General features: G+C 42.1%; 9 protein-coding genes. 4 read left to right on the top strand and 5 right to left on the bottom strand.

Annotated features, from left to right (window positions below; translation table 11 throughout):
• Positions 1-355: 355 nt before the first annotated feature.
• The 4 genes from H6G14_RS25365 (at position 356) to H6G14_RS25380 (ending at position 3899) form a co-directional block, all read left to right on the top strand.
• Positions 356-703, top strand: coding sequence for a hypothetical protein (locus H6G14_RS25365; RefSeq protein ID WP_190570754.1), 348 nt, complete (start codon positions 356-358; stop codon positions 701-703).
• 161 nt (positions 704-864) lie between these two features.
• On the top strand, positions 865-1281 hold the full coding sequence (locus H6G14_RS25370) for a hypothetical protein (RefSeq protein WP_190570756.1): 417 nt from the start codon (positions 865-867) through the stop codon (positions 1279-1281).
• Between the two features lie 132 nt (positions 1282-1413).
• Positions 1414-2376: a XamI family restriction endonuclease gene (locus H6G14_RS25375; RefSeq protein ID WP_190570758.1), complete on the top strand. Its 963-nt coding sequence runs from the start codon at positions 1414-1416 to the stop codon at positions 2374-2376.
• Positions 2373-3899 (top strand): Eco57I restriction-modification methylase domain-containing protein, encoded by a 1527-nt coding sequence (locus H6G14_RS25380; RefSeq protein WP_190570760.1) that lies wholly within the window; start codon positions 2373-2375, stop codon positions 3897-3899. The genes H6G14_RS25375 and H6G14_RS25380 overlap by 4 nt, the downstream gene beginning before the upstream one ends.
• Positions 3900-4072: 173 nt before the next feature.
• Here the strand turns inward: H6G14_RS25380 and H6G14_RS25385 are convergent, their stop codons facing one another.
• The 5 genes from H6G14_RS25385 to H6G14_RS25405 form a co-directional block, all read right to left on the bottom strand.
• Positions 4073-5041, bottom strand: coding sequence for a tyrosine-type recombinase/integrase (locus H6G14_RS25385; protein WP_190570761.1), 969 nt, complete (start codon positions 5039-5041; stop codon positions 4073-4075).
• 472 nt (positions 5042-5513) lie between these two features.
• Positions 5514-8348 (bottom strand): pPIWI_RE module domain-containing protein, encoded by a 2835-nt coding sequence (locus tag H6G14_RS25390; protein ID WP_190570763.1) that lies wholly within the window; start codon positions 8346-8348, stop codon positions 5514-5516.
• Between the two features lie 115 nt (positions 8349-8463).
• Entirely contained in the window at positions 8464-12030 is a 3567-nt protein-coding gene (locus H6G14_RS25395; RefSeq protein WP_190570765.1) for a pPIWI_RE_Z domain-containing protein, read from the bottom strand.
• Positions 12023-13378: a restriction endonuclease-related protein gene (locus H6G14_RS25400; protein WP_242053574.1), complete on the bottom strand. Its 1356-nt coding sequence runs from the start codon at positions 13376-13378 to the stop codon at positions 12023-12025. Before H6G14_RS25400 ends, H6G14_RS25395 begins: the two co-directional genes overlap by 8 nt.
• 954 nt (positions 13379-14332) lie before the next feature.
• Positions 14333-14788, bottom strand: coding sequence for a hypothetical protein (locus H6G14_RS25405; protein ID WP_190570767.1), 456 nt, complete (start codon positions 14786-14788; stop codon positions 14333-14335).
• Positions 14789-15029 lie beyond the last annotated feature (241 nt).

A 15029-nucleotide genomic window follows, 5' to 3' on the forward strand; every position in this document is an offset into this window, starting at 1 on the left:
TAGGTAAGCAAGCTACTGGGTATAAAACTGCTCATAAGGTTCTCAATCGTTTCATTGCTGAACTAATCGGTTCAGTTTAGCTGTTTAGGGAATTCGCCAACGGTATCGTTAGCTTCAACAACATTGTAGAAGCTAAGGTTTCTTTATTTAGGTGGCTCTCATCTTAGTATTTTGAGAGCATGATTAACCATAGTGGGTGGTATGTCACAGTGAAAATTGACCGTCACAGGAAGTTAAAGGTTTTCACCAATCTAATTTGGCAACCAAACCGTTTTTGCCCTGCTACTACGAAACAGCCATCGAGCAGCAGCATTTTCTCGAATTCCACACGATGATTACTTAAAATAATTGTGTTATGACTCAATCTCAACCTGCATTGCCCCAACCCCAGCTAGAAAAATCTGGTATTACCTTTGAACAGTATGTAGAATTTACCCCAGAAAAGCTGGAACTGAGAAACGGATATCTCGGCTATGGCGGACAAGACCAACTTGGGTTTCACTTGGCTGTTCTCACCAACATGGGTTTATTATCAGCAGTTCGGCATACAGGCTTGTCATTGTGGCTACAAGCCCTTGACCGTTGTGTACGGGAAAAACTAGCAACGGTTAACGCTGACCCAGAAGTAGCCCAAGCAATGTTAAATCGATTTAATCAGGCTATGGCAGACCTGACGGCGGTGGTAGAGTATCTTGAGGAATAAAATTAATGGGCGCGTAACAAAAATCATGAGAAATCTGTAGACTGAGATATCACCATTAGGGTTAGTACAGGACGTACCTGAACTCCGGTTTTACCCCATGAATCTACCTGATAAAGTGCCAAATATCTCCAAATAAACTCAAGTTATTGTCGAGCAAAACAATGACTATCGAACCAACTTCCTTAGAAGTTTCAGGAGTAGAAATTACCAAAACTCTTTTAGGAGATTTACAAAAACTTCAGCAATATACTGGAGAACCAATAGCAGCCGTCTATGCAGACAATCTACTGCGTACCATGCGGAAGTTGTGTGACCAATTACCGTTTGACCTATATACCGAAGTGGTTATGGCACTATATGATGCACTCGCATTTCAAAACCGATGGATTGACTATACTGCAAATCAGTACAAGGGAGTTGGCGAATTACTTACATCTCTAATCAATCAAGAAATAATCAACAATTCATCAGTCGAGTCAGCCATTTTAACTTTAGAAAACTTAGGCTTTCATACCCTACCGTTCGGGGTCAAAATTGAAGAAAGTTTAGATACTGATGATGACTTAGATACTTACTAATAATAAAATTACTCAACATTTTGATAAATTTTCTCATGCTTGTCTAGGTGAAATGGCAACAAGGTGAAAAAATAGATTTACTCATTAGCAAATTTACGGGTGTAAAGAAGTGCATCGGATTGAGGTGATATAGTGCCAGTAAATGCTGATAAACCGCACCTGTGGAAGCAAGATATTGCCCAGTCGGTGGACTTTTACAACAGTTGGTTCATGGAATTTGCTCCCAGAGCTTACCGGGATACTCGCATTGCTACAACCCAACAAGTAGAATCAGCTTTAGTCTGGACAGCCAATCTCACCAACATTACACCAGCCGTACTGCGCCAACATCCCTTGGTACTGCCAATACTCCGTATGGCAACAGCACCACCCATTGCACGAGATCGCCTGATTGGACTAGCCGGGGTATTGCCCAACGTTGTCAAAAATATGGAAGAAAAGCAACGCATCCCGCCCAAAATGGATAGTACAATGCTGGATGCCGAGCTAGAGAAAATCGTTCAAGTCTTGGCACGGCTGATAGACCCAGATATCTTCCCCTGGCTACAAACAATGCCAGAACCAACGGAAGCACAAATCCATAGAGCGGCAACAATTGTTGCAGACCGTCTTTGCGGTGCGCTAGCTGACCCAATTATTCGTAACGCTCAAGAACAAAGACAACTGACCATAATTAGGCAGTGGTTAGAAGAGCGGGGTTACTCTTACATCAGGGGAGGTACAGGAGTAAGATTTGAAACAATGCAGCCAGGAACCTTTGCGTTTCGACTGAATATTCCTGTTAGCTTGCAGTCTGGTAGCAAACAAATCAACATTCCCATTGACGCAGTAATTATGCCCTCCCAGTCCCAAACAGGAGATTTACCTTTACTAATTGAAGCTAAATCAGCCGGGGATTTTACTAATCCCAACAAGCGACGCAAAGAGGAAGCCATTAAGGTAGCTCAATTAAGGAGCAACTACGGTAATCAAGTCCGTTTTGTGCTGTTTCTTTGCGGTTATTTTGATAGCGGTTACTTGGGTTATGAAGCTGCGGAAGGAATTGATTGGTTGTGGGAACATCGCATTGAAGACTTAGCATTATTTGGTGTATGAACATAACGAAGGCAACTGAACAAGCAAGGGTGTTATGCCAATTGCAACTAGATGAAGCCAAAACCAAAATTGAACGTAACAAGCTCGGACAGTTTGCTACACCAACGGATTTGGCAGCCGACATTTTGAAGTATGCTTTGGAATTATTGCCAGCACATCTGCAAATCCGGTTTCTCGACCCAGCTTTTGGCACAGGTTCTTTCTACTCGGCATTATTACAAGAATTCAACCCATTACAAATAGTCTCAGCAGTGGGCTACGAAATTGACCCGCATTACGGCTTGTCAGCGATTGCCCTTTGGCGTAACACGCCATTAAAATTAAATATTACTGACTTTACCCAAGCAACACCACCCCAAACTGACGCTGAAAAAGCCAACTTAATCATTTGCAATCCGCCCTATGTGCGACATCATCATTTAAGCCAAATTGAAAAGCAGCGATTACAAAATAAAACTCTTCAAATCACAGGCATAAAACTCAGCCAGTTAGCTAGTCTTTACTGCCATTTTTTGTGCATTGCAGATGCTTGGATGGCTGATAATTGTCTAGCTGGGTGGCTAATACCTAGTGGATTTATGGACGTAAATTATGGACAACAAGTTAAGGAGTATCTGTTAAATCGGGTTACATTACTACGTGTTCATCAGTTCCATCCCCATGATGTGCAATTTGCAGATGCACTAGTATCTAGTGCAGTTGTTTGGTTCAAGAAAGCTTTGCCACCAGCTAACCATCATGTTGAGTTTAGTTATGGCGGCAGTCTAGCAACACCCAAGGAAAGAAAATTGGTTGCTTGTGAGGTACTAAACTCAACAGCCAAGTGGACAAGAATTGGAATTATTTCCCATCAAATAAATTCTCATTTCAAGCAGTTTAAACTAAAAGATTTATTCACAATCAAACGAGGTTTGGCGACAGGAGCTAATAATTTTTTTGTATTAACACCTGAACAAGTCTCTGCATATCAAATTCCGACTGAGTTTTTAAAACCAATTCTGCCTAGTCCCCGCTATTTACCAGTTGATGAAATTGCAACTGATAGTATGGGGCATCCTATTTTGAAGCAACAGCTATTTTTGTTGGACTGTAATTTACCTTTATCTGAGGTGGAATCAAAGTATCCTTCACTTGTAAAATATCTCCAAAAGGGAGTAGAAAATGGAATTAGTTCCCGCTATCTTTGCCAGCATCGCTCCCCCTGGTACTCACAAGAAAATCGCCCACCTTCCCCATTTCTTTGTACCTATATGGGTCGTCAAGATACTAAAAGAGGCAGACCCTTTCGATTTATTCTCAATCACTCCCAAGCAACGGCTACTAACGTTTACTTAATCTTGTATCCCAAACCTATTTTGAGTAAAGCACTGGCACAAAATTCGCAATTACTAAAGTTAGTATGGCAGGCTTTGAATCACATTTCAGATGAAATGCTGATGGGTGAGGGTCGCGTGTATGGAGGTGGATTATATAAGCTAGAACCAAAAGAATTAGGTAACGCTATTGCCTCGATTCCACTATAAAAGCTTGTTAAACTCATTCTCTGATCATGGTTCAGAAATTAAATACACGCTCATGATTTGATGCAAAGTCTCATGCTATATATGAGTTGACAGCTTGAAGAAAGCATTAACTCATGCTTTGTTTATGCTTCAGAATTTTTTTCGTGTTTTGGTTTAAAGTACATTAAACGCCATCAAACCAAATCCGCCAACACACTACTCACCTTTAACTGGTGCTGCTGTCGATTGTCATCATAAATCATCAACGTCTCCAACTTGATGTGCCGACTCAGTTTCTGCACCTCCCGTACACTCTGCCCCGCATCCAACGCCGCCGTAATGGAACTGTGCCGAATGCGGTGCGGTGATAACGGCTTAGTAATCCCGGCTTTTTTGGCCCGCGTTCTCACCATCTTGGCCAACCCCGTATCTGACAAAGGATGCCCCGGCGTATTCGGATCTAACGCCACAAACAACGCATCTTTAGTTGATGCCAACCCCCGAAACGCCAACCAATAACAAATCGCATCCCTAGTCTTGGGAGTCAAATCAATCGCCTCTCGCTGACTACCCCTGCCCTTACCCAAAACCATGAGTCTGCTATTTTGACGGTCAAAATCCCCCATTTTTAACTTTGCAATCTCCCCCCGCCGCAGCGCATTATCCCAAAGCAAGCGCAGCAGCGCATAATCCCTGACCCCCTTCGCCGTCGTCCGATCGCAAGTCAAAAGAATCTGCTTAAATTCCTGGGGAGTAACACCACTGGTATCTCGGTATTTAATAACAGTTTCACCCTTAATATCCTCCAAGGTGTAACCACAAACGCCCAACACTCTACCCTTATGCACCAGCGCCCGCAGAGCTGACAACCGCCGGTTAAGCGTGGCCTCCGATAACCCCGAATCTATCATCTTGGCTTTGTACTTGACTACCCACCCCAAAGCTTGCGCCCCCGGCAGTGCCAAAAATCGCACTACCCATTCCGCCGTCGATTCCACCCCAAACATCTTGGCAAAAAAATCTTTAATGTCTCGGTCATAAGCTTTTCGCGTGGACTCACTACGCTTCTCTGACAACAACATCGCCAACACATCCGGTTGAGTCCACCAATCCAGCACGGAAGGCAGAGTATTATTGTTGACTTTAACGATGCGACCAGACATAAAACGTAGGTGACGATAATAGGTATTATCGTAACCTTATATCCTAATTAGGGATACAAAGCCTAACTTTAAAACCTGTTTGCCCCAATCTTGGTTTAGCTGTCCCAAAAAACGCTCGAATGTCTTCAATTGGGTCATCACTCCTTACTAGCCATTTCGGATATTCACAAATACTTTTACCTCTATGTAAAAATCCATAACAGTGAGTAAATTTTGTAACTCCTAGTAATATATAAGCTAATAGTGGTAAGACAAGAGTTTAATGATAGATAGTTACCGTCTCTATGGCTATACTCTATATGCTCGGTAACTAATAAATAGTTACCTAAAAAGCTCCAGACATTTTCCGGTAACTATCGAGATTAATCTATGTAACTATTCCTTGGATACAGGTAAATTAGTTATAGAGAACGAACAATGGGTAGAATTTCATCCTTCCCTACAGTGTGCTTAGGTATGATTACAACTAATATTAATCAACAGATTCTTCTGAATCTTCCTCATCTTCCAAATCAACAGATTCCACCCTATCTTTAGCACTCACAGCATATTGTTTAGCTGAAGTTGCAAACGGAAAAGGTAACGGTAAAGAAACCTCATTAGCAAAATATGGCCATCGGTCTCTAAGATTATGGACAAAGCAAGCTAACTTGTCGCGTTCAATACCTGGGTGATGAATAACAGCTATCTCTAATGGTTTTGGATTACCTGCTTGTACACCTCCATTATCCAGACGAGACTGTTTCTGTTGTAATGTATTTGTACCTTGCTCGGTATTTAACAGCTTCCTCATGCTGAGGTAAAGTGCTGTTGCCTCATCATCACAAACACCTTGCCAACAGAATAAACCATTAGTTCTGCTACCAGGAGAACCCTTAGCAATAGCAACAGGAACTTCACCATCACCTGGAACTCTTAACCGCACAACCGAAAGCCGATTTATTTCTGATTCTGTCATGTGCCGTTTTAGTTCATCGGGTAAATTGTTAGCTGGTAGTTGGGGATTTTTTAACCATGTCAGCATTAAACGGGCATTTATCGCTTCCGCCATAAATAGCACATGGGGAGGTTTTTCCTCTTCAATTGATGTACTTAAACAATCACGCAAGCAATCAGTCACAAATTTATTGAGAAACTTCTGTTCACTTTTGGTATCACTAGACTGTTGTGCATCGCTAGTATCACCAATTGTTTCATCAGCATAAGTTAATGGTTCCCATTTTTCACTGAGTAAATATCCCAGTCCTACTGAATAAGATACCCAACCTTGTGTAGCGAATAAAGTAGGAGTAGTGACCTGTACCGTTCCTTTGATGGGGTTGACTCGTACCATCAACGCCACAATAGAAGCTTGATTACTAGCTGTTGTTTTGCGGGTACGACGCAAAACATAAAAACAAGTCAGCCACATATTTGGATCTATGGCATCTTTTTCAAAGTCGATAAGAGGAGCAGGTAAAATTCCAAATTGTCGTAATAAATCTGTTACTGCTCTTTGTACCCGATTCGTAGATTTTTTAGTAATGAACTCTTCATCATTTTTTGTAGATGTTTTTAAAGCATGAATATGCTGGTTAACATAACCAGCCTGCATTACCCCAATTCGCACAGCCAGTTTTGGATCTGACTCCGGTGGAAAGAAGTCCTGTTTTGGTTTAATTTCCACTAAAGCACCACTTAATCCTTCGGCTGGAGGTAAATACGAGGTAATTTGATGAATACGCTTGTCTATTAAAGTAATACGTTTTTGTTGTCGGTTATTTCCCTCAACTTCAGGATCATCAACATCTAGTCTTGCTGTTATGTCTGAGACGTGCTGAGTTCTAAGGAGCAAACATACATCTTGATTTCCATAAAGGGTTTCTTCTCCTGTGAAGCCAGTTAAAGTTTCGTAAGTGATTGTTTCTCCCTGGGGTGAGAGGGAAAGTAATTTACAAATTTCTGCAATTAACGCATCTCGGCATTTTTGGGTTTCCCACAAAATTAGGATGGTATGAGGAGAGTTTTCAGTATGTCGAAATGTAGCGGAGGCAGCAATTTTTGGACGCAGCATCGGCGTAGATAAATCATCAGGATTTTTAGGCTCTGAACTCCCCTTTTTTTGTGGCTGACCAAGCTCCCAAAAAGGTGTATATTCACCTGATTTTCTTACTCCTTCACCTATACGACGAAATGATAAATTTTCTTGCTCAATCTTATTTTGAATAGCACTATCTAAACTAGCTAAATCTAGCGGACTTACGCCACTAAAACAAGAAAATTCACCCAAATGTCGAGAGTCATAAGCAATAGCAGCTTGTATTCCGGTTGGGGCAGCAGCGAACACAGACCAATTATAAATTGGCTCACTAGCTAAACTATCAGGGTCAGGGAGTGGTGAGTCATTAATTTTCAGTAATTCACTAATAGCTCTTTGCCATCTTGCTTCCCTTCCTGCTTGTGTTGTAATTTGCCTTATCGGCAGAGGAATAAAGCAGAATGGTTGTTTTTGACCATCCAACCATCGTCGCTCATCACCAATAAAAACGGTAGCACCCCGATAAGGCCAGCGTTTTATCGATTCAGTAATCCAGCGTCGAATCGATAGTTGATGATAAATCATTGGTTGATTCCGCCAAGGTACTGTTTGTAACTTAAAACGGATAACAAAAGAAATGTCTGCTGTACCAACTTGCTTTTTGTTTTTAATTAGCGGAACTCGATAAGGAGGCCATGACATTAGTTCGGCTCCAGGCTTAAGAGTTACTACTTGGTAAAAAGTTAATTGGTACTCATTATTCCAACCAAAAGTGACCTGTGGATTTTTAAGAAATTCCCCAGCCATATAATCAGGTATTGCCTGCCAGCGAACGTCTATGCCATACGGGTTATTCGGTGGAAGTTGCAAAGGAAAGCTTATTGGCTTGTTCTCCCATTCCCAAACATTATCATCAAGTTTGTTGAGGCTAGATTCGACTTCATCATCACCTAAGCAATAGCTAAATTCTTCGCGCAACCAATCTTTGATCAGGTCAGGTAAGTTGAAGAGTTCAGCGCGTTCTGTTGCTAATATCCAAGGTACACCGGGACGCTGCCAGCCATTACGTACTGTCTGAATAATTCTAGGAAAGCTCGCCGCTATAATTGGGTCGAGGGAGTAGACGGGGACGGAAGGATAACCTCTACCTTGCAAATTGACACGTTTTTGCGCCAAAGATTTAGCGACTTGCTGCCATGCAGTAGGTACATGGAGAGAGAAAAGCTCGTATTGAAGATCCTTAGTTAGTTCCCAAGCTCCAGGAAGAAGAGTGTTAATTTTAAAAGGCATAATTTAACTCCTTATCTTTGAGTTTGTTCTGTACATTAAAACAAGCACTGTAGAGAGATTTGGCTAAAAACATTAGCCAAAATTGTTGAGCAAGAAGATTAATGTGAAAATGATTTTAAAGGTCATAGTGTAAATCCTTTGTTTGTTTGAGTGCGTTAAAGAAAGCACCATAGAGAGATTTGGCTAATGTTTTTTCCCAAGGCTGTTTGTCTTCTAGCTCAATAGCAAGTTGAAGTTCCTTGATCATGCCAACCAAAAGTGAAGTGACTTCGTTATCGAGTTCACTATCAACCGATTTAGGTGCAAATTTGGCATCTAGAAAATGGACAATACAGGGAACTCCTCCACGTACCAAACGCCCGATAATTTGCCAAACACTGACCAATTGAGTCCAGCAGAGTATAGAACGTTCATCACTGGTTAACTGCTGAAACGACATCGCCCGACAGTTCAAGTCAAGCATCTTCGCCACTGCATACTGGTAGAACTCATTTTCTACATTCGTCAGCGTGAGAGCATCGCCTCGTTTTTGTAATGCCTCATAAAGCCCAACATCTGAAGACTTTTCCAACGCCCAATTATTCAGTTGCTGGACGGTAGTTTGCCAATCATCGGGAACTGGCATTGGTCGGCTCAAAAATACCGCCGCCCCGAATGCTGCTATCCGGTTCTCGTTGAGAATATTGTGTCCCCGCTCCAATGCCATCAAAGGAGCAATGACAATCTGGGTAGGCAGTTTAGCAACATCTCGGATTTTTCCTCGGCGGATACCAGTTAAATGAGCAGGAGCATTGTCACGGCGCAAGGTAGCGATGCCATCAAGATTTATGTCACTTTCAGAAGACGCTGTACTAACAACGCGATAGAGGGGTTTTAAAATTGACTCCACCAACTCTGCTTCATCGTAGCTGTTGGTGATGAGTAGTAAGCGTTGGCGATCTCCCCAACGTTTTGGATCTTGTTTGGCCTGATCGCTCAAGGTGGCAAATAATTGATCAAGGAAGCTGTTGGCCTGTCCTGGATTGTGACAGATGGCCTTGACCATTTCATTGGCAGCTATTTTTCTTACATCTGGTGGCAGTCCCGATAGGGCGATGTACTTGCCGACTGCATTACGTTGGGAACTGAAGAAAAAGTCGCTTTCGCCAATCCCGGCATCACCTGCTGTGTAATTATTGGTAGCTGGTTCTAGCAAGATAGTTGGTTTTTGGCGGATGTGATAAGCAGGTGTTCCTGGAGCGTAGCTCGTACCGGAAATTAAAACTGTATGGGGGCCATCCCAACTATCAACAGCAAACAGATGAGAAAAATTCAGAAGTAAATAGCGGCCAACCCCAACGTAGCGGAAATATTCCAACTTACCACCAGATTTGTTACTCCTGTCTCGCGTATACCTGAAGCCTAAAATATTTCCCACAGGTGAAGATGGCACAACTGGCAGATAATCACGGGGTGGACGGTAAACCAGGGCAAGACTTGTATCGTGCAAATCAAGAACTCGCGCCCGCATGAGTGCATTCAGGTTATCAACTAAAAAACCCAGCCTGTCATTGAGTACCGTTACCAGAATGGCTAAGTGCAAATGGTGTGTAACTTCCTCAAACTGAGTTTTTTCTGTGAGAGAAATCCCCAATAGTTCCAACCATTTACGTAACCATTCAGCAACCTCAGTTAATGCCCTTGCGTCATTTTCGGCACTCAGTAAAGTCAAGGCAAGGTCTGAAAGTTCTCCTCCTTTGCGACGGTTAAGGGGAGCTTGCAAAAATCCCTCCAAAGTTTGCATGATTTTTTTACGGCGTTGGCGTTCCTCTTCGGGGGGTAAACCAGCTTCAATCCGTTTTTGTCGTTCCTTGCTGCGTTCCGCACGTTTAAGTTTGGGAGATAGTTCGTTCTCTTGTGTTTCCGGTGTTTCCAGAATGTCGCGGATAATATGGGCGAAGAGTGAACGACCTGTAAAGGGGTTTTGTCCTACCCATTCCACAAGTTTTGGCTGGTTATGAAGCCGAGGCAGAATTAAGTCTGTGGCAATTTGAGCATAGTCATTGGCTCTTTTTGCTGTAGCAACGAGTTCAGCCGCCATGCTGCGACGGTCAGAATTGTAAATAGTGGTGGCGAATTTGAGTCCTAGTTGATTTAATAGGGAGTTTCCAGAAGAATTGACCAAAACTTCATCGGGGGCGCAAGCTTCATCAAATTGCACCTGTACCCTGTCGGCTTCATCAACAAAGAGGAAGTCACATTCACGGTAAACAGCTTCAGCAAAGGTCAGTTTTTCTGTAAAAACTTGCGGAGGAACGCGGGTATGAATGAAGCTGGCTGGTGTTAGCACCCAAACCAATGCAGTGGCTATGTCTCGTTCTAATTGGTGACGCGGACATTTGTAATACAAGGGACAAGTATATTTATCTTCACTCTCACCCTCTTCCAAGTCCTCAAAATCCTCATCAACTTCTGCCGAGGAATTGCTGTTTTTGGTAGTGGCTTGTTTTTGGTAAAGATTGTGACATGGTTCTTCACCAAACTCCCACTTTTCTTCTGATTGCACTAAAGCCAGTATTGGACAGACAGGACTAAACCAACGCCAAGCTGGGTGAGTTGCTCCCGTTGCTATTTCTTCACCCTTGGTTGCAAGAATTGGTTCATAAACTTTTTCTAAGTGTTGCAAGCGATCGCTTCCCAAGACTGGAGATGCCAAAATTCCTAATCCTTCTCGAAATAGGGAGGCAATACGCACTGCTGCTACAACATCGTTTACCAGCAATGCACAGCGATAACCTTGTTTTGCAAAATGGTAAATCAGAATATCAAGCAGTGTTGATTTACCCACGTTCAATAAACCAACAATGTGAACCAGTTGGTCTAGTGTGATTTCAGTGTTTGGTAGACATGGTTGAAAATCATCTATTGATAAGTCATATAACTTTAAAGCAATGCCTGTTAGACGTTGATGATAATTTTCTGGCTCGTACTCAGCTTGAGCCAATTTTTCATCCATTTCCTGAGCATCTTGTAACAATTGTTCTAAGGTGATCTGACGAGAAGGGTTTACGCCCGTGCGTGTACGATGAAAAGATACCTGTGGAGAAAGAGCCAGATTAGCTACGGCTTCAGGAATATTGATGGGAACATCAACGGTAGTGTGACCCTTGTGAGAAACTTTGGCATACCAATAACCAGAGGTTGCTAGTTTGACTTTTCGTTTTTTGTGCGGTGGAGTTATTGATAAGGTCTGACGGTATAGTTGTAAACGTTGGGGGTAAGTGCTAGATGGAATCAGTTGAGGAACTTCATTGAGATCCGTTATGCTGAATATCCTCAAAATTTCAGGTAATTTGATGTATTCAGTCAAAGTACGCTCCCATTGTCTCCCTTTGCGACGCACAAGATAAAAACGGGCTTTTTGTACAAGCAACCAGTTTTCTTGACTTTCAAGTGCTTTGACTGGAAAACGATATCCTAAAAGTAATGCCGATACGGAAGTTGCTCTTTCGTCTGGGGCTACCTCTATCAGTAAGGTTAACCCCAATTCCACTTCGGCAATCAGTTGGGCAAGACGTGCTATTTCTCGCTGCTGTGTATTAGCCTCGGTATCAGGTAAAGTTCTTTCGACATAAGCTTTTAATTCCAGCGACTTACGAAGGGCTTCGCGCAATGGTTTGCTCCATTGAGAAATATCACGCATGATTTTTCTTCTCCAGTATTTTTTTAGCTTGGGAGATAATTTCACTAACCAGCTTCAAGCGCACACCACTCAATTCTGGTTCGAGTCTTTGACGTTCCACCTCAATTCGTAAGAGATCATTTCGCTCATCTGGGAAGACAACAAAGGTTTCAGTAGTATCAAAGCGGTACTCTACTTTCCGCAAACGCTCTTCATCTAGGTAAGACCAATCCTTAACATCAATTGCCCAGCGCACTTTCCTACTAAACTCTACGAGTAAGTCAAATTCATCAATTTCTGGCCAAAGAGTGACACGTACTCCCAGTTTTGTCAGGGCTTGTGCTAGCTGAATTTCCCAAAGTCCTGGCAGTGTCCCGTACCGATGCACCCCAGGGGTAAGAACTTTCCAACCCTCTGCCTCATGCTTGGGTATTGACGGTTGGGGTGGGAGGCGGAGTTTCGCACTCAGTTGTTCACAAGTCATGTTTCGGCAGTTATAAGTCCCATCTCGACGGCGGCGCATGACATATTTGCAGCGAGGGCAGAAGTGATAAGTGTGGTCACTGGTTAAATCAACCAAATCCACATAAAGTTGCAATAAAAAATCACGCAGAGGTCTTAATTGGGATGAAGACAAAAGACTGCGATATTCAGCGTAAGGGAGGACAGGACGCTCGATAATCAGTTTTCTTAAAGCGCGATAAGCTTCTTCTAGTTGGTTGGCTCGACAGTATTGCAGGACATCTTGCAATACTTTCTCTTGCACCTGCATTTCTACATCAGCACCTGTAACCTGCCACTGGAGGGCAAAGTCGGAAACTAACCCATCTTCTATGAGGGTAACTTCAGATGATAAATGTTTAATCTCTGCTGCTGGTTGCCAGTCCTTGACTGGTTTTTTTGCCCAGTTAAAAAATTCTGGCAGATTCGAGGGGGCTTGTTCTTCTCCAGAGAGCAAAGATGTTAAGTACATTCTGGACATCCCCACACGAAGAGCTTTTGGAATATACGCTCTGTGTTCAGGTTCTCGTGTTTCCCATTCTGTCAAGCCAGTCGCCAAATACCGCAATGTTTCTGTTGCTGATATCTGTAGTTCAGGTTCTATGTCTGGAGCAGAGTTCAGCAAGCGAAGACTGCGGGCAACATTATCTTCCCAATCCACATCAATACCTCGCATTGTCTGCAACCATCGTTGCAGGGTTGCTTTTTGACGCGGTTGCATTCCTAGTTCAGTACACAACTCTTCTAAAGTAGGTGCTTGTTTGTGAATCCGAAACCATTCCTGTAGTGCTGCCAAAATTTTGTCTCGATGTCTAGTTATTTTCATCGACCAATCTCTTAATCGGGCTTGTTTGAGCAATTTTGGCATTTACCTTACTAAGGGTCAAGTAGATTTTGCAATGTTTCCATAATGTTTCCAATGTTTCCAAAAATAGCTAGATATCAAAAAGATAAATTAAAGCTAAAAAAGCTTGCTCTACCTAAGTTTTAGCCTTAACGTCAATTTCTGTAATATTTATAGATACTTTAAATGCTATGTAAAAATCCATAACATTGAGTAAATTTTGTGATTCCTGGTAAGGTATCTGACTGCATCGGTGAGAGGTTAAGGTGAAATGTTTAAATCGCCTAAAGACGATGACCGCCATACAGTGATCGCAATCAGAAAATATTCTACTTACCAAGAGCAATCGCAAATTTGGTGAATGCTCTTTTAGGAAAGAGATGAAATTCTACACGATTAAGAAACTGAGTAATTAATTTCTTTACAAGGGTTGTCAAAGTCCAGGTATAGCAAGGTGATTGAGAGGCAGTGTTTCGCAACCTTCTTGAGAGGTCGCAGTTTATATCTTAGATAAAGAAAATATCTTTGTGAGATATATAAAATATTTTGCTGAGATACTTGACACCGTAAAGTTTAATCTGTTATTGTGAAGGTGGCAGATTGTGAATATTAACAAATGCCATAATCTTGAGCTAAATTGAATATAGAAAGAAAATCCTTTTCCCGGCATGAGGTGATCGCGTCAAACTTGGCTTAATTCCTGCTGTGTAGATGCTGGTGTATCCATGTCGTGATAACATCTTTTCCCTACCGGGTTCAAAAATTCAAAGCAATGCCTTTTGCACTAAATGTTCGACTAGAACACCGATTCAGTAGTCGTGGAAGAAAAGAAAAATCAGCCTGCGTTAAATGACCCGCTACTACAAAAAGAAGAAGGAATAGGCTGTCGTTGGCAGTCTATTCCTTCCCCCCGCAATAATAATTATTATTGCTTGTATATGTTATTTTGTTGAATTCCCATTAGAGCAATAAACTATCTTACTCAAGTCCACCTACCAACCCATTTACTCCAGCCCCTGCACGAATAATTGCTGCAACATCGGCTACATCGCCCGCCAGAGTTCCACCAGATGCAGAATTTAGTGCATTTGATGCTGATTGCACAAAAGGATTAGATGTAGGCGTACTTGTTATCGTTTGTGCTGTACCAGGATTGATAGTAAGAGCATTAATGACTTCGCTATTTTCGCCTGAAGTGCCTCCATATACAGGTGAAACTTCCAAAGGCCCTTGATAGTAGTAGCCACTGGGAAGTATGATTTCACCACTAATACTTATAGAACCTCCAGAGGGACGGACTAAAACAGCAGCACCACTAGCGGAAGCAGTTTGAGCAAAAGTCGGTCTGACTGTTAAGGAAGAAATACCAAAAAAGCTTATGGCTAATATGCCAACTTTATAGGATATAGATAAAAATCTTTGGTGCAATGGCATAGATAGTTGATTCCGAAAGTTTTAAAATATACCAGCATATCTTGCTGAATACTGTGTCAATAATAACAATGACAATACGTTAATGCTAGTGATATTTATACGTAAAATATACTTAAAATTTATCACAGATTAAGCAATACTACTTAGAGAATACCTGAAAAGGTGGTAGTACTTGCAGTTACCGAGGAAGTTTGCACTAACATAACGCATCATTACCTTTGTTACACCGCCGGAAATTGCT

The sequence above is a fragment of the Nostoc parmelioides FACHB-3921 genome, assembly GCF_014696625.1.
GTDB lineage: Bacteria > Cyanobacteriota > Cyanobacteriia > Cyanobacteriales > Nostocaceae > Trichormus > Trichormus parmelioides.

Excerpts from the sequence above, each read along its gene's own strand:
- H6G14_RS25365 (WP_190570754.1), top strand. The coding sequence starts at position 356 with ATGACTCAATCTCAACCTGCATTGCCCCAACCCCAGCTAGAAAAATCT.
- H6G14_RS25370 (WP_190570756.1), top strand. The coding sequence starts at position 865 with ATGACTATCGAACCAACTTCCTTAGAAGTTTCAGGAGTAGAAATTACC.
- H6G14_RS25380 (WP_190570760.1), top strand. The coding sequence starts at position 2,373 with ATGAACATAACGAAGGCAACTGAACAAGCAAGGGTGTTATGCCAATTG.
- H6G14_RS25385 (WP_190570761.1), bottom strand. The coding sequence starts at position 5,041 with ATGTCTGGTCGCATCGTTAAAGTCAACAATAATACTCTGCCTTCCGTG.
- H6G14_RS25390 (WP_190570763.1), bottom strand. The coding sequence starts at position 8,348 with ATGCCTTTTAAAATTAACACTCTTCTTCCTGGAGCTTGGGAACTAACT.
- H6G14_RS25395 (WP_190570765.1), bottom strand. The coding sequence starts at position 12,030 with ATGCGTGATATTTCTCAATGGAGCAAACCATTGCGCGAAGCCCTTCGT.
- H6G14_RS25400 (WP_242053574.1), bottom strand. The coding sequence starts at position 13,378 with ATGCCAAAATTGCTCAAACAAGCCCGATTAAGAGATTGGTCGATGAAA.
- H6G14_RS25405 (WP_190570767.1), bottom strand. The coding sequence starts at position 14,788 with ATGCCATTGCACCAAAGATTTTTATCTATATCCTATAAAGTTGGCATA.